Origin of the sequence: Niallia taxi, from assembly GCF_032818155.1 — a bacterium.
GTDB classification, from domain to species: domain Bacteria; phylum Bacillota; class Bacilli; order Bacillales; family Cytobacillaceae; genus Niallia; species Niallia taxi_A.
In genome coordinates, this window is the sequence record NZ_CP102590.1 from 390,615 (window position 1) to 412,734 (window position 22,120).

Below are 22,120 nucleotides of genomic sequence, written 5' to 3' on the forward strand. Positions count from 1 at the left end.
ACATCTCAATAGTGCTATTCTACTATATCTAGCATAGGAAAGAACATGGTTGAAATATCCAAATCCAAGAGAATAACTATAAAAAAGTGGCAAATTAAAAACCAGAGACAACTCTGGTTCAAAACACCCGCTCTACAAACTCCTTCTCTTCTTCCTCTGTAAATACCCCTGTCGCTTCCCCAACATTTCCGCCATGCAGCTTCCACAAATAATTATGATCGTCATCAACCAAATTAAAGTCTTTGTTCTGCCATTTTTGTAAAATATACAGAAGTCCCTCTTTATTTTCAAAGTCGCTATTTTCTACAATGATATACAGCTGATTGACTCTTGCACTAGTCATTTCCACCGCGCCCCATTTTTTGCTGGAAACGACTTTTTGATGTGTCATTTTGTGCATGGTTGTAATGACTTCGTCTTCATTAAAGTCTGCGTACTTTATGTCTTCGGTATTTGTTCCATTCGGGTCCTCCTCGACTAAATAATCGAGCTTTTTCCCTTCAGCTGATTCCATTGCACCATTTGTAAATTGTCCTGCCGTATATACCTTATACAGCTTAAATCCTCCGAAAATTAGTACCGTTAAAGCAACTACCCCTATTATCATTAATATTTGTTTAGGGAGCTTTTTCCTGGTTTTTTTCTTATTATCTGATTTCTCCAAGCTCTTTTTATTTTCTGCTTTTGCTTCTTGAGTCATTATATTCATCCTTTATGTATGAAAGTCAGGTATTTAGGATTACGCAATAATAATCTTTAATTCTATTATTAAAGATATTTATCATCTAAACAATTCCTTATCGTTCATCAAATTACGACAAACAAAACAAGCCTTCCGAGCACTCGGAAGGCCATGTGAGGTGTTTTAAGCACCTCCGCCTATTTTAGGCTGAATAATAGTGTGTGCTGCCCTGTATATACCATCGTATCTTAATCTTAACGGAATACTCACATTCTTGTTAAAATAGGAAACAAACGGACCTGTACATAATGCTAGAAAAAGAGTTATTATTCCTATTTCACTGTCTAGCAAAAACGCAATGGCGATACAGGTGGAATCTGTCATAATGCGGCACCAATGGTATTTTATACTCCACTTTTCAGACATAAAGACAGATAAACAGTCATATGGTGCAATTCCTAGGTCGCTGATTGTATACAAAGAAATAGCAAATGTTAAGAAAATTAAGCTTATCAGTAAAAGCAGGATGCGAATTTCAAGTAATTCATAATTGATAGGTACTGTCTTAAGAACATATAAAAAATAATCGGACATATACGCTAGCAAGATTAAGTTAATAAAGCTCCCTACGCCCATTGTTTTTTTCGCAAAGCGCAGCTGAAACAGGAGCAGAACCAGGTTTACGGCAAGCTGCATCGTTCCATATGATAAAGGAAAAATATTTGTGAATCCAAGGTTCATAGCGCTATAGGGATCTGTACCAAATGCAATTAGCCTGAATATCGCAACACTGAAGCCTATTAGCGTTATACCGAGAATCATCATGATTAAGGTAATTTTATTGGGCCTCATTTTCCAGCAGTTCTCCGTTTGATGCAATCACTTTTTTGTACCATTCAAACGATTTCTTTTTCTTTCTGCCAAAATCTCCTGATCCGTCGTCATGTTTGTCGACATAGATAAACCCGTATCTTTTTTTCATTTCGCCAGTTGATGCAGACACTAAGTCGATACAGCCCCATGGCATATATCCTATTAAATTGACTCCGTCTTTAACAGCCTCCTTCATTTGTTCAATATGCGCGCCAAGATAAGCGATGCGGTAGTCATCATTAATAGAGCCATCCTCCTCGACGACATCAACTGCGCCTAAGCCATTTTCGACAATCATTGTTGGCAGCTGATAACGGTCATGAATATTATTTAGTGCCCAGCGAATGCCTTCTGGATCAATAGGCCAGCCCCAATCACTGTTTTTTAAATATGGGTTCATCAAGCCGCCGCTGCCATTGCCAGATACCTTTGCTCCTTCAGGATTTTCAGCAACACAATTTGTTGTGTAATAGCTGAATGTATAGTAGTCGACAACCCCATCTTGTAAAATCTGCTCATCCTCTGGCAGCATGTTAATATCAATATTTTTTTCTGCAAAGAAGCGGTGCGCAAAGGCAGGATATTGCCCGCGCACATGAACATCTCCGGCAATGCAGTTATGAATTTGGTCTGTTCTTTGCTGTGCTCTTACATCCTCTGGCTTACATGTTAATGCATAGGCTCCAACATAGGCGATCATGCAGCCAAATTGAAAGCTTTCTGAGATAGACTTTCCCAGTTTTACCGTTTTTGCGCCGGCAACGAGCTGATTATGCATTGCTTGGTAGCGCCGTTCTTCTTCGTTTTCGACACCCTCTAAAATCATTCCGCCAGCAAAATAGCCGCCCATTGGCTGTGTGAGCAGGTTAATTTCATTAAATAAAATCCAGTATGTGACCCGATCCTGATATTCGCGTAAAATACACTCAGCATATGGCATAAAGATATCAATTAACTTGCGGTTATCCCAGCCGCCATATGTTTTTGTTAGGTGAAACGGATTTTCATAGTGAGACATTGTCACAATTGGTTCAATTCCGTACTTCTCCAGCTCATCCAGCACATTATGGTAAAATTCCAGTCCTTCTCTATTCGGCTCTGTTTCTTCACCTGTTGGAAAAATCCGTGACCAAGCGATTGAGAAGCGATAGGCTTTAAAGCCCATTTCTGCAAATAAGCGAATATCTTCTTTATAATGATGATAAAAATCGACTGCTTCATGGTTTGGATAAAATGTATCAGCCTCAAGCTCTGGAGTTATTCTTCTTGCTCTATCTTTATTGCCTCCAGTGAACATGTCTGCAATACTTGGACCTTTACCGCCAAGATTCCAGCCGCCCTCTAATTGATTGGCAGCTGTAGCGCCGCCCCATAAAAAGTTATTCGGAAATCCTTTAATAGTCATTATTATCTTCCTCTCATTCTATGTTTTTTTAACCAACTAAAGCGTTATCAACCTTGCTAACATACATGATTTCATCGAATTTCTTAATATGGTCCAATGAAGGAATCTTCACTTCATAGTCTCCAGAGTTTGTGACAATTACTGGTGTTACTAAATCAAAGCCCGCTTCTTTTATCGCTTCCTTATCAAATGAAATCAGCACATCGCCTTTTTTCACACGGTCGCCTTTTTTGACATGACCAGTAAAATATTGTCCGTTTAGATTAACTGTTTCCAAGCCAATATGAATAAGAATTTCGATACCATCATCACTTTTTAAACCAATCGCATGCTTGGAATCAAAGAAGGCTTCAATTTCTCCGTCAAATGGAGCTACTATTTTATTTTGGTCAGGGTAAATGGCAATCCCGTCACCGATTAATTTTTTCGAAAAGGTAGAGTCTTTTACTTCTGTCAGTGGTACAAAGGTGCCGCTGACTGGACTGTCTACTGCGATTTCTTTTTCTGTTGTCTTTGTTGCTTGTGCAGTACTTGATTTCTTTTTCTTCGTTGTATCAATATCTGCTTCTTTTTCATCAAAGCCAATAAACCATGTAAGTGTGAATGACAGGATAATCGCTAAGGCGCTTGCGATAACGGCAACAATAATGTTTGTATTTCCGACACCACCCAGGAATTCACCGATAGAAATTAAACCAGGTGTTGCCATTACGTATGTTTTTAATTGGAAGAAGCCTGTGAATGCACCAACGAGTCCACCGGAAATAATACATGCGATCATTGGCTTTTTCAGTTTTACGGTTACTCCATACATTGCTGGCTCTGTGATACCGCCAAGTAATGCGGAGAATGCAGCAGAATAAGCGATTTGCTTTTGCTTTTTGACCTTAGATTTCATCCCAACTGCAAGTGATGCTCCGCCCTGTGACAGGTTACTCGCTAGCTGAGCTACTAAAATTAGTGGATCAAAGCCTAATGTAGTGATGCTTGAGAGAATGATTGGCGTAAATGCTTGGTGCATCCCTGTTAGAACGATAAGCGGCATAAAGGCTGATAATAGTACAACAGCAACAATTCCTGTAGTGTCATACACGAACATAAGAGCATCTGTGAAATAATTACTCGCGATTGCACCAATTGGCCCTAACACGATAAAGGCAAGTGGAGCAGAAATGAGTAAAACTAGCAATGGCGATAGGAAGTTCTTCGCAACAGTCGGAACAATGCGATCTACAAATGGTTCAATATAACTCATTGCCCAGACAATTAACAATACAGGTATAACAGAATAGGAATACGATGCGGCAGTTACTGGAATGCCGAAGAAGTGAACGCTTTCTTCACCCATCATCGTAATAAAGTCTGGATAAACTAGCACACCTATAACTGCAACAGCTAATGTTTGTGATACTTTGAAATATCTAGCTGATGATGCAGCAAGCAGGATTGGCAGGAAGAAGAATGGTGCGTCACCGATTGCTGTGAATAAACGATAGCTTTGACTTTCTTCTGGCAAAATGTCAAGCATGACAATGATTAGTTGAACAACCTTCATCATCCCTCCGGCAATTAAGGCAGGGAGAACAGGAGCCATACAACCGGAAATCATATTAAAGAAGCGGTTAATGATGTTTTGTTTTTGTTTGTTTCCTTCTGGTCGCTTCGTTTCATTTTCATCTAAGTTAGTAATTTTCATTAGTTCCTTATAGCATTTGGCAACATCATTACCTATGATTACCTGGTACAAACCGCCAGACTTCATGATGCCAAGAACACCGTCAATGTCCTCCACTTTTTTATCCTCGATAAACGATTCATCCTTTAATGTAAATCTTAATCTCGTATAGCAATGCACAACAGATACTATGTTTTCTTCTCCGCCAATTTCTTTTAATATATCTTTGGCTGTTTTTGCGTAATCCATGGGTTTTCCTCCTTTTTTGTATGAAAAAAAACCTAAGCACAGCACTAAAAAATAATTTTTAGTGAATGCTTAGGTTTTGCCTTTAAGGTAACAATCCTAACAACTTTCTTTCACAATTCGTTCTATATGAATAATTAAATAAAATTTTTCATCGATGGTTAGCTTATGATCATAATGCTCTAACAACATTTTTTCAATTTTGTGGGCACATTTTTCAGCTTCAGGAAATCTGTCGGCAATAATGCTTAACAGCTCCTTATCCTCAACTAAGCTTGGCTTTTGGGTTAATATCCGATAGCTGAAGAATTTCAAATGGGTAATAAAACGGCCATAGCTAATACTGTCCTCATCATAGCTGATTTTAAAATGGTATTTGACGATATTTAAAATATCGTTAATAACAATCGTAATACTCGCTACGTCATTGACGTTATTATCGAGCTCAGCATTCACGAAATGCATTGCTATGAATGCAGCTTCATCGTCAAGTAAATCCAACTGAAACACTTGTCTGATTTTATCAACAGCTTTTTCTCCGACTTTAAATTCTTCTTTATATAATCGTTTAATATCCCAGTATAAGTCATTTTTAAGCTTAATTTGCTGGCGATAGCGCTCACATGTACTGTAAATATGATCTGTGAGAGTTACATAGATAGTATCGTTTATTTCTTTTCCAATTGTTCGTTTGGCATAATCAATGATCTTCTCGCTGATATCCATATACTCAATTGGAATCTGTGATACAACCTCCTGGAACTTCTTCTTCACCGTTGAGTTATTTAAGGTATAAACTTTAATGTCTGATGCTGTTTCAATTTCATCGCCTTTAATCTTTTGAAAGGCGATCCCTTTGCCTGTAACAATAATATCGTTCAGTTCAGCATCTTTACATATAACAACATTATTGTTGAGTACCTTATGTATCAACAAAACGGCGACCTCCCATATTTATTTTGCTTGAAACGTATGATGGGTTTTGCCTAATAAACTATAAATATAGTATTAGTAACAATGCCACTTATTGCTAAAATATATCGTAAACCGTTTTCATTGTCAAATGGAATATTCCGAAAAATCTATTTTACGAAAAAAAACAGCCCTTGTTTAAGGCTGTTCTATTACTTCTTCTTCTTGGCTTTCTGTTTCTTCATTTGTGCCGATTGCTTTGCTCCAGATGTTTCTTTTATGCCATTTGAAGTATACCTTATTGTCTTGGTTTAACTTAATTTTCTTTTTCGTCAATAACCCGTATTTTAAGTAATCTTCTTCATTAATCTCAGGTGAGATGTGGAGTCTGCCTTGACCGTCAAAGGCAATTTTACCGTTTTCGTATAAGGCGTCGTGATTACTGCATAGCAGGATACCGTTGTATGGATCGTTTCGTTCTTCGTTTGTGCTGTCTTTCCATGGTTTGGAGCGGCTTGCTTTCAGCAGCTCTGGCAATTCGATATCGCATAATGCACATTTGCAGCCCCATAAGGACATTAAGTCCTTCTTGAATCGTTGCTGTCCTAAACGGATTTTTGTTTTCACTTCTGATTCTGTTTCGGCAATAACTGGTATTAATGTGTTATGCTCTGTTACTTTGATGTAATCCATCGATAATTCGAGCTGCTCTGTATCTATTAAGTAAATATTTAATTCGCCAATCAGCTCTAACAACTTGATCGCTAGTTCTTCATTACATGGGTACAAATAGCCTGAATTTCCACTTGCATCGTCTTGGAAAGGTGAATATTTGATTGGAAGCAGTGGTGAAATAACGGCGAATTTCTCTTTTACATTTACCGATTTGTCCAGTTCATAATACTCGACCTCAACTAGGTACCCAGCTTCATCATCAAAAAGGTCTGATTGCAAAATTAGTGGCCTTGTTGCTTCCACACAATCCTCTTTCGCAATACTAATCGCCACAATATTTCCTTTCACATAATGAAAAATGCGGTCGCCCTTTTTCACTTCCTTCATTCTTTCCCACGAATGCTCGATACTGCCACCTTTAGCGATTTTCGGTGACCAGATTATTCCCATGTCCCTTACTTCATGGTATTTGCTTCCTTGCATGACTATATATGTGTTCAAGCTAACTTCCTCCTGTATATCTGCTTGCTTAAATCCTGTTATTTTCGTTTGTTAACATTACCTTTTATATATGCTTATTTTATTAATTTATTATTATATTGGATGCGTATAATTTTTTAGACTTTACTGAGTTAGTTTTTGTGCAGCTACATGTTGTGTGCAAACACGGATGCAGTAATTATATCTCGTACACTTGTTCCATAAGTAATTATAACATAAGCTGTACTGATTATTGTCTCCTTACGTGCTTATATTCGACTTTTTTTGACATGGTTAGCAGATGGATTTTAATTGCTTAATACTTCTGTAATTTATTTCTTTTCAAGCGAGTCTCGACAGTAAGTGTCTTTATCTTTTCACTCGTGTATTCATATACATAAAAACATTTTATTGTTTCAGTATTATCAATGGTTTTAATATAGTGACTATATATAGCCACTATTACTTCTACATTACAATTCCTATATCCTAAATGGCATAAATCAATGTGTTTTGCATACTATTTTTTAGGAAAGTGTCCGTCTAGTAAGTCACCTTACTAATTAATATGTAATGCCAGATTTTTTCGCAAAACCTATACAAAATTTTTGAAACACATTAAACTAGATGTAATTACGAGATAGTTCAGCTAAGGATAAGCTGCCAATCTTGTTCATTATTACATTTTAAATGGAATAGAAATTCAACTTTTACTGAGGGATATATATGACATCAAAATCAAATAATTCAAAAAAGCAAAAAACTTCCGTTCCTCTGATAGCAAACAAAAGGCAGCAAGATATGGAAAATGACTACTTAACAAAACTAGAATTGCTTATGTCTAAACAAGAAAACATCACCAATCAAGACAAAGCCAAAATAGTCTATGAATTAAGGAAGCAATATCCGGTAACAGCTCTTGTGAAGTACGTTAATATTCCACGAAGCACTTATTATAACCTGCTGAAACAAATGAGCCGACCTGATAAGGATGCTGATATAAAGGTTGAAATACAAACAATTTTTGATGAGCATGAAGGCCGGTATGGCTACCGCCGAATTCGCGAGGAGCTTGCAAAGCGTGGACAAAACGTTAATCATAAGAAGGTTTTGCGAATCATGAAAATTTTAGGAATAAAAAGTTCTTCTAGCAGAAAAAAATAATCGTTTTTTTAAAATACCTTTAATAAAAAAAGTGAGTCCGATAAAATATCGAACTCACTTTTTTTGTTAGTGTGCTTTCGCTTCCCTGCTCGATCTTTTATGTGGAACAACGTCACAGGTTTGCTGGTAAAAATCTAGCATTTTTTCTTTTAAATCGAACAGAACGGAAGTTAAATTTGGATCATTTATACGATTAGTAGTTTCTTCTGGATCTTGCTTAATGTCGTATAATTCATCTTCTTCGTACACTCTTTTTACATATTTATAGTCTTTTGTGCGAATCATCGTTGCTTTAGTGTGCTCTGGTCCTTCACTGCGCTGCATTTCACCTCTTGGCCAATAAAGCATTGATGTGTCTTCATTTGCAGGTGCAGACTCATTGCAATGATATTCCCCATGCATTCTACCGCCTTCACAAAATACTGCTTCACGATGTTCTTCTTTTATTCCTGCAATTAATGGTGAAAGAGACTGTCCGAAATGGGTGTAATCTGCCTCTATCCCTGCCATTTCATGTACTGTCGCAGCCAAGTCCACAAGCTCGATTAATGCATCGCTGATTCCTGGTTTGATTTGGTGGTGTGCTGGTGGTTTAACGATAAATGGTACTCTTGTCAAACAATCTTGAAAAGTATTTTGCGTTTTTTCTACTAATCCATAATCGCCTGTAAAGTCACCATGATCGGAAAAGAAAAAGACAGCTGTATCATCATAAATCCCCGCCTCTTTTAGTGCTTGCATTAATAGTCCAAATTGGTAATCAACGCGAGCACACATGCTGTAGTACACCGACCTTAGCTCAGTCCAGCGCTCCTCAGACCACCCTTCCATGTTATATCTTTCCCGCAGTCCTGCCAGCATTGACGGCATATCTTTTGAAAGGTCCTCTGCTTTGATACGGTTAGGCAGTTTTGATTTATCTATCATACTGTACCAAGGGTCCTCCACCGCATATGGGGGGTGGGGATAAAGTATAGGCAAGTAAATGCAAAGCGGCTTATCCTCTGGCGCGTTTTTAATCTGTTCAATTGCGCCAAAGATATTGGCCCAATCACTGTCATAATAGCATTCTTCTCCTTGCTCCTTTTCCAGCTTGCCAACTAAAAACGAGTAATACGTGTCACTGCCAGGCAACCCCCGCCAGTTATCCTCACCACCTGTGAACATACCGCCAAACATCGGCTTTGGCTGATTTTCCGGTTCATACTTCATATCGCAATACGCATCAAAGCCATTTTCTGAAGGGACAAGATCATTTTTCCCACCCCACCAGACATGATATCCATTATTCTTTAATGTCTTTAATAGTACAGGCTCCTCTTCGCTCATCATGTGATACATAGTGCGATGCCCTCTTACATGAGGATACCAGCCAAACATAAACGAACAGCGGCTTGGTGTACATACAGGATTTTGGCAAAATGCGTTACGAAAGGATACACCGTCCTCTCTTGTCATTTTATCTAAATTAGGAGTAACTGCAGCTGGGTTCCCCATATGGCCGAGCACGTCCCCACGCCATTGATCTGGATTAAACAAAATAATATGCGGCCTTTTCTTCATCGTAATCATTACCCTCCCTTAAATTTATAGAGCAGGTGGCTGGCTATTCATGTCTTTTTTATTTATTTTTGCTAGTATTTTAGAATGGTAGTCATTGTTTATCGGATAGAACTTCATAAATACTAAGCCAAGTGCATAACCAATAATCGGAACAAGGAAGTACACATAGTTAATCATGCTCAATACTTCTGGAGGCTGCTGTGGTCCTGCAACGTAACCGACAACACCAAGCAGTACACCAGACAAAAGTCCGCCGATTGCTGCTCCAACCTTATTAATAAAAATCATCATGGAATGGACTGTTGCAGAGCCGTTTATGCCTGTTTTAAGTTTTCCATAGTCCACACAGTCTGGTAGCATCATCCACGGCAATACAGTTGTGAATGGACCGAGGACTTTAACGAAAACTGATAATACAAAGATTGTCATTACATATTCTGACGGTGTAAATAAAAGAATCGCTGATGGTATAATCGTTATAAAACAGCTGAAATTATACAGTGCTTTTTTTCCGTATTTTTTGGCGAGATAGGGTGTCACAAAATAAGCAGGAATAGCAAGAATTGTTCCCCAAATAAATAGCTGTGAATATAAATCAGGTCTGCCAATATTATATTGCCAATAATAAATAGCAATCGATGAGGTGGACATTAAGGCTGCCATTTTAACTACAGTTGCAAGTAAAAGAATGGCAAGTGGTTTGTTTGTAGAGATTAATTTCAGCTGTTCTTTAATAGTAGGATGCTCTTTTTGTTCGACCATTGACCTTAGGTTGTTAATTTCTTTATTATCATGCTGCTTTGAACCGTAAGCACAAAGCCAATAGGAGAAAATAGACGCAATCGAGAACAAGAGTGTGGCAAAAAACCAGCCTTTCTGTCCACTTCCGAAAAAAGCTACTAATGGCAGCACAGAGCCTGAAACTGCTAAGCTTCCAAGGTTACCCATAAAATTCTTTGCTGTAACAATCCAGTTTCTCTGTGTTGTTTCTTGACTTAACACCGCACTAAGTGCGTGATAAGGTATATTAACGATTGATGAAACAAAGGAATATCCGACGTATACGGCAATCGCATAGGCGATTTTACCTGTTGGACTTAATTCAGGTGCTGTAAACAGCAGCAATGTTGACATTGCCAGCAGTGGCGAGCCAAAGATTAACCATGGTCTATATGTGCCCCATCTGCTCCTCGTTCTATCTGCAAGCATACCTAAAAAAGGATCTAAAAAGGCATCTATCAATCTAACAACCAAAAACACAGTACCAACAGCTGCAGGTGAAATCTTAAATACATCTGTGTAGAAAAACATTAAAAAGGAAGTAGTAAATACGAATAATAAATTTGAACCAAACCCGCCAAAAGAATAAAATACAACCTCACTCTTCTTTACACTTGCATTTGCGCTTTGCATACGTTTCCCCCTTATGATTTCATACCGATTTATCCTAACTTACTTGAATTAGTACTTTAATCACCTCCACGCTTATATAGAAGCGCTTCCACACTTGTGTTGTAAGCACTTTCATTATTGGTGTTAGCACAAATTTATCAGAATAAACGCTCTTCTGCAATATCATTAAATTTATAGGGTATAACGAATTTTTATATACAAATAGTTTAAAGGAAGCGCTTTCTTTCTTTCTCTCAAATAAGCCAGACTTAACAGAAAGTGTGGCTTATTTGAGAAAATATTAACTTACTACACTATTTGGATTCTCTTTTTCGTCTATTTCTTTTGCCATTTTAGCTTGTACCTCTGGCGTAATGCCATAAAATTTAAACGCAATTATAGCGATAATATAGCCAATAACAGGGGCAAGGAAGTAAAGGTAGGTAATCATATTTAATGCTTCTGTTGATTGCTCCTGACCTGCCACATAACCGGCAGCGCCAAGGAGAGCACCAGCAAGAATCCCGCCAAGTGCTGCAGCTAATTTATTTGTAAACAGCATCATCGAGTGAATAGTTGCTGATCCGTTAATGCCTGTTTTCCATTTTCCATAATCAACACAGTCTGCAATCATTATCCATGGCAGAACACCTGATAACGGACCGAGAACCTTCACTAAAACAGATAGTGTAAAAATTTCCGCTATATTTTCATAGGAAGAGAATAACAAAATGACAAGCGGTAATATAGTTATCAAGCACGAAACAATAAACACTCTTTTCTTACCAAATTTGTTGACAAACCATGGAATAGACAGAAACGCAGGAATTGATAACAATGTCCCCCAAATAAATAATTGGGAGTATAAATCCTCTCTGCCAATATTATATTGCCAGTAATAAATAGCAGTTTGCGAGTTGACAATTTGTGCTGTCATATTTGCAAATCCAGCAATTAATAATGCAAGTAACGGACCATTTTTTGAAATAATTTTCAGCTGTTCCTTAAGCGGAGGATGTCCGTCATGTGAATTCATTGCTTTTTGATTATTAACTTCTTCATTATCTGCATTTCTAGCACCGACTGCACAGAACCAATAGGATGCAATCGTTACGACAGAAAATGCTAATGTGGTGAAGAACCAGCCTTTTTCGCCACTGCCAAAGAAAGCGACGACAGGCAGTGCAGCACCAGAAATCAACAATGTTCCGAGGCTGCCCATAAGCTGTTTAGCTGTAACAATGACTGTCCGCTGACTTGGGTCCTGACTCAAAATTGGTGTTAAGGCATGATAAGGAATATTAACGATTGAAGAAACTAAAGAATAACCAACATATACAGCAATCGCATAAATGATTTTATTAGATGAACTTAAATCAGGTGCACTGAATAACAGCAATGTCATAGCTGCTAATAATGGCGAACCAAACATTAACCACGGACGATATGTACCCCACCTGCTTCTTGTTCTGTCTGCTAGCATACCAATAAATGGATCTAAAATTGCATCAATAACCCTAACAATCAAAAATACCGAACCTACTGCCAAAGGTGATATTTTAAATACATCTGTGTAGAAATACATTAAAAATGACGTTGTTAATGTGAATAAAAGATTGGAACCAAAACCGCCAAGTGAATAGAAAAATATATCGCTTTTTTGGGCTCTTGATTTTGTACTCATCTGTTTTCCCTCCGTAAAGTTACATTATAAAGTATAGAAGCGCTTCCACAAATATTTACATAATGTGGAGACAGCAAAATTCTGCCTCCATCCTTTTTCAGTTTACAAATGCTCCCTCTTTGCTAACAAAGAAATGGTACAATGCTCCATATAGGTTAGCGTCATTGCGGAAATGACAAGCAACAATACCCGGGTTTGCCATATGCATCGGGTTTGCCTGTTTAATTTCCCCCACTGCCCACTTAATTCGCTCTAATACAATCCTTTGAGCACTGACACCACCGCCAATGGCAAATATCTCTGGGTCTAAAATATATTGAAGATTAAGGATTTGACCTGCTACATGTATGCAGAATTCATCAAAAATTTTCATTGCTTCTACATCGCCATTGTTTATATAATTAAATACGGCCTCACCATCCGTTAAGTCATCAAGCTGCTTAACTTCCGCTATTCTTCGTACCATTAATGCCCCAGAGCCTAAAGCGCCCATAAAGCTTGTTTCTTTCGTGTTTGGATCTAAATTGCTCATAACATAGCTGATTTCCCCTGCTGAAAGATTCACTCCGCGATGCAGTTTTCCATCTAAAATAACTCCACCACCAACGCCGCTCCCAAGCACTAATACAACAGCATCTTTTTTTCCTTTTATACTGCCAAGCCAAAGTTCAGCCAATGCCGCACATTTCCCATCGTTTTCCACAGTTGTTTCTATGTTATATCTGCTTTTTATCATGCCAGCAAGATTTACCTCATGCAAAAATGGGAAGGAGCCACCATAATAGATAACTCCGCTATTAACATCCACTGTACCTGGACAGCTTATCGCAATCCCTTTGATGCTAGTTAAATCATGCTCTTCAATGATGGAAAATAAAGCTTCCTTAAAATCAGGCAGATTTGTTTTAACTGTCGGCTTTTTGTTTTTGGTGATAATCGTTCCTGCAGAATTAAGCAGGGCATATTTAATAAATGTTCCTCCCATATCCATAACAAGATACATTGTCATCATCCTTTCTTAGCAAAATTCCTGTTAGCTTGTTCTTCCTGCCAAGCCTGTAAAGTACTGGGCCATTGCTTTATGCTCCTTTTCATAAGTTGTCTCAATGAACTCATGGACAGTCTCTGTTGACACTCCATCTAACGCTGACATTAAGACAAATTCTTCAAACTGGTTCAATAATTCAACGCGCTTTTCTTCTGGAGTAATATTCAATAATGCACGCAGCTGATTTTGGGCAGCCCTTTCCCATGGATGATTTGGAAGCACTAATAATTTTTCTTTTTTCCGAACCTCTTCTTTCTGCCTTTGTAGCTCTTCTGCTGTCATGTGGCCATCCTCTGGTATGCCTAATCGTGCGAATTGTTCTACAGGAGCATTATTTTTCCGCATTTGTGCAGCCATCTTTTCAATAAGCTGTAATTCTACTTCTATATTTTCAAGTTCTTCGATTTGGTTTGGATCATTATGAACATCGAAAAGCTTAGAACCAAATTGAAATGCATTCACAAAGCCGTCGCCTGCCTTAATTTTCATTGTCTGGCAGCCCTTCGTAAAAGGAAACGGTTGTTGAATTTCAATGTTTTGCAGCTCTTCTGGTGCAAATGGCTGCCTCATATGTGTTGGCATCAATGTATATTCATAGAGTGGCTCATTTTTTGGTGCGACAGGTGCCCGCATGTATACATAATTACCATCTGTTATATTTACATGACCTCCATGGTATCCAAATAATGCTGTTTCCCTTATAGGTACATCTGCTTGAATGGTTTGGCGTAGGGGCTGTCCATCCATATTGTCAGGCAGTGAAACACCAAAGAATTCGAGCAATGTTGGCGCTATATCAACTGTTTGTACAATCGACTGTCGTCTTTCCCCTGTAACGCCTACTCGCGGGTCCCAAACGAATAATGGTGTATGCGCAATTTCTTCATAAACAGGCATCACACTTTTCGACCACCAGCCATGCTCTCCTAATAAATAGCCGTGATCTGTATTGACGATAAGCATCGTGTCTTTCCACATATCATTTTTGTCCATTAAATCAATTACTTGGCCTAAGTAATGGTCGCACATGCTCAATAATGCTGCATATTCGTACTTCCCATGTGAGACGACTTCTTCACCTTCCTGGACAAAATAATATGGCGGCCAATCAAAGTGCTTACCACTATATTCATGAGGATAAAGTTCTTTGTAGTACGAATAAGAGAAAAATGGTTCATGCGGGTCAAATGTTTCGAGCTGTAAAAACCAATTATCTTCCTCCTTATTCTTTTCAATAAATTGCATGCCCAAGTTGAATGTTGTAGTCTGCGGGTGATTTTGCTCTTCTTCAAAATAGGTCCGGTTAACTAAGTCCTGTCTGTACATATTACTACTCGCAAGGGACTTTGCTGTTTCTGTTTCCGGATAATCCGGGTCCTTAACATGCCCTTTCCATGGATCTCCCTCTTGTCCTCTAACTAATTCGAAGGAGTTGTATCTTGTATGGTAAGTTGCTCCCCCATCCTCCCAATAATGCTGATGATCTGTTACTAAATGGGTATAGACGCCATTTTTTTTCAAGATTTCAGGCATGGAATTGTCAAAAGGTTCAATTGGGCCCCAGCTGCGGTGCAGAAAATTGTATCTGCCTGTATGCAGCTCTCTTCTTGCCGGCATGCATGGCAAACTGCCTGCATAGGACTGATCAAACACTACTGTTTTTTCCCCTAGCTTTTTAAAATTAGGTGCATGGATCCAATCACATCCGTAGTTTGGAAGCATGTGTCTATTTAACGTATCAAACATCACCATTATGGCTCGCATATGTATCTCTCCTCTATTTTCAAATGTAGAAGCGCTTCCACATTTTAATGAATAAATTTGAAAGCGCTTATCGTTTTGTTATGTACAATTTATCAAAATTGTTAAACGCTTGCAATAACAATATATTTATAGGGTATAACGAACTTTTATACACGATTGACCTGTTCATGCTTTAATGATAAATTAACATTATTAATATAGAAGCGCTTCCACAGTTCCCTTTTAAGGCTTCTATCTATCAATAAATATAAAAAAGTGGTGAGTATATTGAAGGTATCTATCTATGATGTTGCAAATCTAGCAGGAGTTTCTATCTCCACTGTTTCTAGAGTACTAAATAAAAGTGGCTACACAAGCAGCAAAACAGAAAAAAAGGTAATGGATGCTGTGGAGAAGCTGAATTTTACACCAAGCTCCATCGCTCAAAATCTAGCGAATAATGAAACGAAACTAATTGGTCTTTATTTTCCGTTTCAAACCTCTTCTATTGAAGGCACATCCAATACATATTTACTTGAATTCATTAATGGAGTTAACAAACTATTGATAAAGTATGGGTATCACCTCTTATTAATCAATGAAACAGCTACTAAAGAGCAAATTCAAGGAAATGATTGCCCTCCCCAGTATTACAGCTTTATTAAACAAAAGAAAATTGACGGACTCATATTGGGTGGAACCCCGCTTATCTGCGACGCCTTCCTGGAGCTTCTCCAATTAAAAATGCCGATGGTCTATATTGGAGAGAAAACAGTCGACCATATTGGGTTAAATGTATATGCAAAGTACAAGCAATACAACAAAGACCTGCTAGATCATTTTACTAGCCATCATCATAAACATATTGCCATCATCAGCACAGAGGAAAAAATAATCAAAAGCGTCACGCACGAATATTCAGCAGCAAATAAAGACTTGCTGCAAATTGATGTTCATAATCATACAGGCAGTCTTGAAGCTTATATCCAGTTATTAAATCATATTTTTAGTAAAGATGATAAGCCTACTGCCCTTTTAGTACAAGATATTTCCATCGTCCAGCAGACAATCAATTATTTAAACAATCTTCAATTAATGGTTCCACATGATGTATCAATTGCTACAATTGAGCATCGATTCGGTGACGGAGAACAATGCTTTCCCGCTGTGACTAGTGTGTATGTTCCAGCCTTTCAAATGGGGATGGAAGCAGCAAGTCTTTTATTCCGTTATCTGCAGGGTACTGTAGAATTTAATGAAGAAGTTCTTATAGATTCGACTATTATAGACCGAAAGTCAGTCATTCACCGAAACAACCTAACACAAGGGGAAGTGATATGAAATGAAGGAAATACAGTCATGCTGTGCAGTTCGGAGAAAAGAAACAGAAAGGAAAAGTATGCAAACATATGTTGAACTACCTGCAGCTAATCTGGATGTGAAGTTTAGAAATAAAATGGTCCAGTTACAAGGAGGTGAGTTTTTTATGGGGACAACAGAAAAGGAAGGGTTTCCAGCAGACGGTGAAGGTCCCGTCCGCAAAATTGAGCTTGATTCCTTTCTAATAGATTCTTATTGTGTCACAAATGAAGAGTTTGCAGCATTTGTGGAGGATACGGGCTATGTAACAGAAGCCGAAAACTTCGGCTGGTCCTTTGTTTTTTATCTGTTCCTCTCACCGATACAGCTGAGGCAAACACCGCCTGTTCCCAATACGCCTTGGTGGCACGGTGTTAACGGAGCATATTGGAAAGCACCTGAAGGTCCTGGCTCTCATATTGAAGATCGTATGAACCACCCTGTTGTGCATATTTCTTGGAATGATGCCAATGCATTTTCCCGCTGGGCAGGCAAGCGACTCCCTACTGAAGCCGAGTGGGAATATGCTGCCAGAGGCGGACTTGAAAGAAAAAAATATCCTTGGGGAGACGAACTAACACCAAACGGCGAGCATTATTGCAATATATGGCAAGGTGTATTCCCAAGAATAAATACAAAGGAAGACGGCTATGCAGGAACTGCTCCGGCTCAGTCTTTCCCGCCGAACGGATACGGGCTGTATAATACTTCCGGCAATGTATGGGAATGGTGCTCCGACTGGTTTAGCAGAAGCATTCATGATCGAGGCGGACGGACAAATCCGCAAGGCCCTTTAAACGGGGAAACAAGAATTATGAGGGGTGGCTCCTACCTTTGTCATGAATCCTATTGCAATCGTTATCGTGTTGCTGCCCGGACCTCCAATACACCAGACAGTTCATCTGGGCATCTTGGCTTTCGATGTGTTGCAGATGTTAAGTAATAGCTTCATTCTGGATAAATTACTTTTTAAGGTGGAGATTATTACGTGAATATAGAAAGTTTGAAAATGTTTTGCCTTGTTGTTGAGGAAGGCACGATTAGTCAGGCGGCTCGCTTAAGCTTTGTCACACAGCCAGCAGTGACAAGGCAAATACGACAATTAGAGGAAGTCTATAAAGCACAGCTGTTTGAACGAAATGCCGGGAAATTAACGTTATCTAAAGCAGGTGAAATTCTCTATCCATTTGCAAAGGAAATCGTAGAGTATTCCAAGCTTTCCTTTGCGGCAATCCAGGAATTGACCGGAAATGAGGAGATTGTCTTAAATATCGGGGCAAGCTCGACGATCGGCGAATATTTATTGCCTGGTTTACTCGGAGAATTCAGCAGAAGCTATCCAGACTTAAAGTTTAGCCTTTCCATTGGCAACACCCCTACCATATTGGCAAAACTTGAAAATAATGAAATTGACATTGCCTTTGTTGAAGGAGCTGTAGAAAATAAAGAGCTTATCCGCGAAAAGTTTGCAGATGATGAACTAATTCTCATCACCTCCCCTGCTCATTTTTGGAGCAGCAGGGATCATATCAGTATCCAAGAGCTTTCTGAAGCAAAAATGATTTGGAGAGAAATAGATTCTGGTACAAGACTAATTGTGGAAACTGCTTTAAACGAGCATGGTGTGCTAGCTAATATTAAAAGCGCGATGGAGCTAGGAAGCTATCAATCAATAAAAAGTGCTGTTGAAGCCGATTTAGGTGTCAGCATCATGCCAAGATTAACTGTAACAAAGGAATTAAAGAGCGGTACACTGCATGAAGTAAAGATTACTAATTTCCTTATATCCCGTGATTTATGGATGGTACAGAAATCCCATCGCTTTAAAAAATCTGGTTTGAAATATTTCGTCCAATTTATTCGCCAGTAAATTTTTCAGCAGGCGTTTTATCTAAAAACAGCCTGCTTTTTCCTATTAACTTTAGGTTTATATAATGGGTATAACAGTTGCTTATAGGCTATAAAATTATTCAAATATACAATCGTCCCCTCCTTTGATAGCCTTAAGGTATAAGAAAAAGGAGGAACGATGATGGATATCCTAACAGGTTTATTATTGGTTATCATTGGCATTATTGCAGGTGGCTATGGAACAATTGTCGGTGCTGGTGGCGGCTTTATCTTTGTTCCTGCATTATTGCTGGTGTTTCAAATGAATCCTGCCCTTGCTGCTGGTTCTGGAATCGTGATTGTTTTAATTAACTCCCTATCAGGGGTAGTCGGCTATGCAAAACAAAAACGAATTCATTACCGCACAGGCATAACACTTAGTGCTGGTGCAATCCCTGGTTCTATCCTCGGTGTATGGCTTCTGCAAATCTACTCATCGAGTTACTTTTATGTTATTTTCGCAACAATATTAGTTGCTTTAGGAATATTTCTATTCGCCAAAAATTCTCCGTTTGCAAATCTAAGAAGAAAAAAAGCTCTTCAATTAGGGCAAGACGGCACGGCGAAGGATGAAATTGCTGCCGCAAGTGAAGAATACGCTGTTTTGGAAGATGCTGCACATTTACCAATAGCCTACATCCTCCCAATTGGATTTCTGATGGGGGTGCTTTCCAGCTATTTAGGAATTGGTGGCGGTTGGCTACTTGTACCAATATTGATATATGGCTTTAAGGTTCCAACACATATCGCTACCGCAACGTCCATATTTTCACTTACCATTTATTCATCAGTAGGAGCTATATCGCAAATCTTTTATAGCAGTATTGATTGGCAAATTGTATTATGGGGTGGCTTCGGCGTACTAATCGGCTCCCAGCTTGGCGTACTGCTATCGAAAAAAATACCAGGCAAAGTCATATTGCAGATGCTGTCTGTGCTGTTAATTATTATTGGCTTTCGTTTGTATTTAAGCTAAGCTTCTTCTTTCACTGCCTCCCTCTTCTGAGTTGTGGGTTAAGGCAATACTAGAACATAGCGACGCTTAGAGAATTTATTTAGTGGCTGTACCTATTTACGGGATTTTTTCAAAAGTATATTTTTATAAAAACTCTTTATTATCAAGCTTTATTTATGGTGTCTATATTTAGACACTATTTTGTTTGGTTGTGTAAAAAACGTTCCTTAGCAAGCGAAGATTTTGAGGATTAAACACTGCATTTTAATAATTAAGTGACTACGTTTGGTCACTAAATACTATTGCTTAACTAAAAAAAAGAGCTGTTAGGATTAACACTAATAGCTCCTTCAATTTTATTTATATCATGTAGCTCGGTCCTCTAAAAACCTCCTTCACATGCCAATTCAAAAACATTATTTAATTATTCGGACTGGAACCATATAGCCTCTTTCAAATCTACAAATAGGACTCGCCTATCTATTGTATTAACTATGGCTATAGCAGATTATTAATTTGTTCATATTTCCAAATATACTGTATAATGTAAAAAATAAACAAATTGGAGGTTCTTCCTATGACTGGTAAACAAACATCTGCTGAAAAACGCGAGCAACTACGTCAGCAAGAGTTAAAAAACAATCCGACAGGAACATTAAAGGATTCAATAGATAAAGCAGACAATGGCAGCACAGTAGAGTTTACTGGTAACAGCAATTGGAAAGAAACTGGCTTTACGATTTTATTAATTGTAGTTGCTGTTTTAGGCTATTTTGGTTATCGATTACTTTTTAGCTGATATTGTTTTAGATATTCGTTTATAGAGCTTTAGGAAGTTGAATTTAGATTATTGCTTGTTTGCGTACAGCTTACTTTCATTTCCTTTCCTATCTTATCTATACCTAAATCCTCCAATAAATGGAGGTTTTTTTGATCATTATCACAACTAAGTTCTGTTCTACTATTTGCTGCAGGAATAATGCTTATCACCAACAAGCCAAGCTAATGATAAAACGGAAACTGTAATTAATATTGCTGGTAATATAACTTGTTCACCTTTTTTCAATTTATATGTACTGCTTCATTCACTTATTGTGTTTTAGTTGGCCTGGGCTTACTATATACTGCGGCAAGAAACAAAAAGTATAATGACAATAAGATTCCAGTAGCTCCTTTTTCAAATAAAGCAAAAAATGGCGGACTGACAGCTGCGAGCACAAAAAATAGTTTCATCATATTGTTAAGACGTCTTACTTTTTTTAGATTTTTCCTCTAACCATTTTGCTCTTGATAATTGTCCCCATAAACCAAATCCGCCTAAAATAATAACAATTCCAAGTGTAATCCAGATCATCTGTACTCCTCCTATGTGGAATTCACCGATACCATTTTACTTATTCTTCCACTGTCTACTAATTTACTACGTGCGACTGTTAAAAAAGATTCATACCCTTTTACATAATAAAGATAAATAACAATTTCTGATTATTTTTCGAAAAACAATCTAATTTTAATATTTGTTTAATCTCATATTGAGATATATAATAAAGATAAGAACAGAAGGAAAACGTTTTCAACTCAACCAATTCGTTACTTCTCATACTAAAGGGAGGATTTAAAATGAGCCGAGTAGAAAGAAATTCCAAAGTACAGAAATTAATGGAGCAAACAAAATTCAATGAAAATGACATTTCAAACATGACAGATTCCCAGATTGAATATTATCACTGGCTCTATTTTGTAGACTCAGAATATGACTATATGTAAATAAACTATATGCAAAATAAAAACCGGGACAATCTTGTTAAATAGATTGTCCCGGTTTTGCTTTGCCATGATCCCCTTGTAATCCACCAAAATGGAAACCCGCTTAAACATCCATCTTAGATTATTCAATGCTCCGTATTCTTTTTCAATTCTATAAACGTTGAAACCTTTTAACCTCTCCTACGTATTAACTTTAAACAATACCAAGGAGACAAAAAATGAGAAAAATAGCCGTTTTTCCATTATTAATTTTCATATTATTTTTAATTGGCTGTAACAACACGGAAAAGTCCATAATCATCGGCGCAGATTATGGTGGTACAATTCTTGAGGTTGACGATGATAGCATCGTTATAGGCACACATCCAGACGATATGTCTCTAGCGGCCTCCTATGAAGGACCAGTTGAAGTTGTTATTGATGATATCACAGAGTTTACAGGTGATATTTCAAGTTTGGAACAACTTAAGGAGCAATTTAACGAGGATAAAAAATTGTTTGCTAGTATTTTGGCTAAAGAAAAAGGTAAAAATAATGACTTCAATAATCAGGTTTTAACCAAGATACATATTGAGAAGTAATTGTCAGGCAAGAGAATTAAAGTAAG

19 protein-coding genes are annotated in these 22,120 nt (G+C 37.9%); 8 read left to right on the forward strand and 11 right to left on the reverse strand.

The features are described from left to right. Positions 1–118: 118 nt before the first annotated feature. From NQZ71_RS21055 to NQZ71_RS21080, 6 genes are all read right to left on the reverse strand, one after another. Positions 119–700 (reverse strand): DUF6241 domain-containing protein, encoded by a 582-nt coding sequence (locus tag NQZ71_RS21055; RefSeq protein ID WP_317012337.1) that lies wholly within the window; start codon positions 698–700, stop codon positions 119–121. Positions 701–865: 165 nt separating this feature from the next. Beyond that, positions 866–1,534, reverse strand: coding sequence for a YczE/YyaS/YitT family protein (locus NQZ71_RS21060; RefSeq protein ID WP_144454446.1), 669 nt, complete (start codon positions 1,532–1,534; stop codon positions 866–868). Beyond that, positions 1,521–2,960 carry a glycoside hydrolase family 1 protein gene (locus tag NQZ71_RS21065; protein WP_317012338.1) on the reverse strand — a complete coding sequence of 480 codons (1,440 nt, stop codon included), beginning with the start codon at positions 2,958–2,960 and terminating at the stop codon, positions 1,521–1,523. Before NQZ71_RS21065 ends, NQZ71_RS21060 begins: the two co-directional genes overlap by 14 nt. A gap of 28 nt (positions 2,961–2,988) precedes the next feature. Next, positions 2,989–4,884, reverse strand: coding sequence for a beta-glucoside-specific PTS transporter subunit IIABC (locus NQZ71_RS21070; protein WP_260055761.1), 1,896 nt, complete (start codon positions 4,882–4,884; stop codon positions 2,989–2,991). 96 nt (positions 4,885–4,980) lie between these two features. Then, positions 4,981–5,817, reverse strand: a complete 837-nt coding sequence (gene licT / locus NQZ71_RS21075) for a BglG family transcription antiterminator LicT (protein ID WP_144454443.1) — start codon at positions 5,815–5,817, stop codon at positions 4,981–4,983. Positions 5,818–5,991: 174 nt separating this feature from the next. Beyond that, positions 5,992–6,969, reverse strand: a complete 978-nt coding sequence (locus tag NQZ71_RS21080; RefSeq protein ID WP_144454442.1) for an HNH endonuclease — start codon at positions 6,967–6,969, stop codon at positions 5,992–5,994. A 705-nt stretch (positions 6,970–7,674) separates the two neighbouring features. On the opposite strand from NQZ71_RS21080, the gene NQZ71_RS21085 reads away from it, so the two are divergent. After that, a complete protein-coding gene (locus NQZ71_RS21085; RefSeq protein ID WP_185763498.1) occupies positions 7,675–8,112 on the forward strand; it encodes an IS3 family transposase in 438 nt (145 codons plus the stop codon). Between the two features lie 66 nt (positions 8,113–8,178). On the opposite strand, the gene NQZ71_RS21090 is transcribed toward NQZ71_RS21085, so the two are convergent. The 5 genes from NQZ71_RS21090 to NQZ71_RS21110 form a co-directional block, all read right to left on the reverse strand. Next, positions 8,179–9,675: a sulfatase family protein gene (locus NQZ71_RS21090; protein ID WP_317012340.1), complete on the reverse strand. Its 1,497-nt coding sequence runs from the start codon at positions 9,673–9,675 to the stop codon at positions 8,179–8,181. A 24-nt stretch (positions 9,676–9,699) separates the two neighbouring features. Next, positions 9,700–11,088: an MFS transporter gene (locus NQZ71_RS21095; protein ID WP_317012341.1), complete on the reverse strand. Its 1,389-nt coding sequence runs from the start codon at positions 11,086–11,088 to the stop codon at positions 9,700–9,702. A gap of 280 nt (positions 11,089–11,368) precedes the next feature. Next, positions 11,369–12,751: an MFS transporter gene (locus NQZ71_RS21100; RefSeq protein ID WP_144454438.1), complete on the reverse strand. Its 1,383-nt coding sequence runs from the start codon at positions 12,749–12,751 to the stop codon at positions 11,369–11,371. A gap of 97 nt (positions 12,752–12,848) precedes the next feature. Beyond that, positions 12,849–13,754, reverse strand: a complete 906-nt coding sequence (locus tag NQZ71_RS21105; RefSeq protein WP_317012342.1) for an ROK family protein — start codon at positions 13,752–13,754, stop codon at positions 12,849–12,851. A gap of 30 nt (positions 13,755–13,784) precedes the next feature. Then, the gene (locus NQZ71_RS21110; protein WP_317012344.1) at positions 13,785–15,563 is read right to left on the reverse strand and encodes a sulfatase; all 1,779 of its coding nucleotides are present in this window, start codon (positions 15,561–15,563) and stop codon (positions 13,785–13,787) included. Between the two features lie 267 nt (positions 15,564–15,830). Here NQZ71_RS21110 and NQZ71_RS21115 point away from each other — a divergent pair, with 267 nt between their 5' ends. The 7 genes from NQZ71_RS21115 to NQZ71_RS21145 all read left to right on the forward strand — a co-directional run bounded on the left by NQZ71_RS21115 (position 15,831) and on the right by NQZ71_RS21145 (position 22,094). After that, positions 15,831–16,883 (forward strand): LacI family DNA-binding transcriptional regulator, encoded by a 1,053-nt coding sequence (locus NQZ71_RS21115; RefSeq protein ID WP_317012345.1) that lies wholly within the window; start codon positions 15,831–15,833, stop codon positions 16,881–16,883. 58 nt (positions 16,884–16,941) lie between these two features. Continuing rightward, entirely contained in the window at positions 16,942–17,844 is a 903-nt protein-coding gene (locus NQZ71_RS21120; RefSeq protein ID WP_317012502.1) for a formylglycine-generating enzyme family protein, read from the forward strand. A gap of 45 nt (positions 17,845–17,889) precedes the next feature. Then, positions 17,890–18,771: a LysR substrate-binding domain-containing protein gene (locus tag NQZ71_RS21125; RefSeq protein WP_144454433.1), complete on the forward strand. Its 882-nt coding sequence runs from the start codon at positions 17,890–17,892 to the stop codon at positions 18,769–18,771. Between the two features lie 162 nt (positions 18,772–18,933). Then, complete coding sequence (locus NQZ71_RS21130; RefSeq protein WP_328036442.1) at positions 18,934–19,767, forward strand: sulfite exporter TauE/SafE family protein; 834 nt, start codon at positions 18,934–18,936, stop codon at positions 19,765–19,767. 556 nt (positions 19,768–20,323) lie between these two features. Next, positions 20,324–20,545, forward strand: coding sequence for a DUF6366 family protein (locus NQZ71_RS21135; protein ID WP_144454430.1), 222 nt, complete (start codon positions 20,324–20,326; stop codon positions 20,543–20,545). 821 nt (positions 20,546–21,366) lie between these two features. Further along, positions 21,367–21,513, forward strand: coding sequence for a BH0509 family protein (locus tag NQZ71_RS21140; protein ID WP_144454429.1), 147 nt, complete (start codon positions 21,367–21,369; stop codon positions 21,511–21,513). A 218-nt stretch (positions 21,514–21,731) separates the two neighbouring features. Then, entirely contained in the window at positions 21,732–22,094 is a 363-nt protein-coding gene (locus NQZ71_RS21145; protein ID WP_317012348.1) for a hypothetical protein, read from the forward strand. Positions 22,095–22,120: the final 26 nt, after the last annotated feature.

Bases quoted from the DNA above. Each gene is read 5' to 3' on its own strand.
- NQZ71_RS21120 (WP_317012502.1), top strand. From the start codon at position 16,942: ATGCAAACATATGTTGAACTACCTGCAGCTAATCTGGATGTGAAGTTT.
- NQZ71_RS21130 (WP_328036442.1), top strand. From the start codon at position 18,934: ATGGATATCCTAACAGGTTTATTATTGGTTATCATTGGCATTATTGCA.
- NQZ71_RS21060 (WP_144454446.1), bottom strand. From the start codon at position 1,534: ATGAGGCCCAATAAAATTACCTTAATCATGATGATTCTCGGTATAACG.
- NQZ71_RS21095 (WP_317012341.1), bottom strand. From the start codon at position 11,088: ATGCAAAGCGCAAATGCAAGTGTAAAGAAGAGTGAGGTTGTATTTTAT.
- NQZ71_RS21085 (WP_185763498.1), top strand. From the start codon at position 7,675: ATGACATCAAAATCAAATAATTCAAAAAAGCAAAAAACTTCCGTTCCT.
- NQZ71_RS21110 (WP_317012344.1), bottom strand. From the start codon at position 15,563: ATGCGAGCCATAATGGTGATGTTTGATACGTTAAATAGACACATGCTT.
- NQZ71_RS21055 (WP_317012337.1), bottom strand. From the start codon at position 700: ATGACTCAAGAAGCAAAAGCAGAAAATAAAAAGAGCTTGGAGAAATCA.
- NQZ71_RS21105 (WP_317012342.1), bottom strand. From the start codon at position 13,754: ATGTATCTTGTTATGGATATGGGAGGAACATTTATTAAATATGCCCTG.
- NQZ71_RS21145 (WP_317012348.1), top strand. From the start codon at position 21,732: ATGAGAAAAATAGCCGTTTTTCCATTATTAATTTTCATATTATTTTTA.
- NQZ71_RS21070 (WP_260055761.1), bottom strand. From the start codon at position 4,884: ATGGATTACGCAAAAACAGCCAAAGATATATTAAAAGAAATTGGCGGA.
- NQZ71_RS21065 (WP_317012338.1), bottom strand. From the start codon at position 2,960: ATGACTATTAAAGGATTTCCGAATAACTTTTTATGGGGCGGCGCTACA.
- NQZ71_RS21140 (WP_144454429.1), top strand. From the start codon at position 21,367: ATGAGCCGAGTAGAAAGAAATTCCAAAGTACAGAAATTAATGGAGCAA.
- NQZ71_RS21100 (WP_144454438.1), bottom strand. From the start codon at position 12,751: ATGAGTACAAAATCAAGAGCCCAAAAAAGCGATATATTTTTCTATTCA.
- NQZ71_RS21090 (WP_317012340.1), bottom strand. From the start codon at position 9,675: ATGAAGAAAAGGCCGCATATTATTTTGTTTAATCCAGATCAATGGCGT.
- NQZ71_RS21135 (WP_144454430.1), top strand. From the start codon at position 20,324: ATGACTGGTAAACAAACATCTGCTGAAAAACGCGAGCAACTACGTCAG.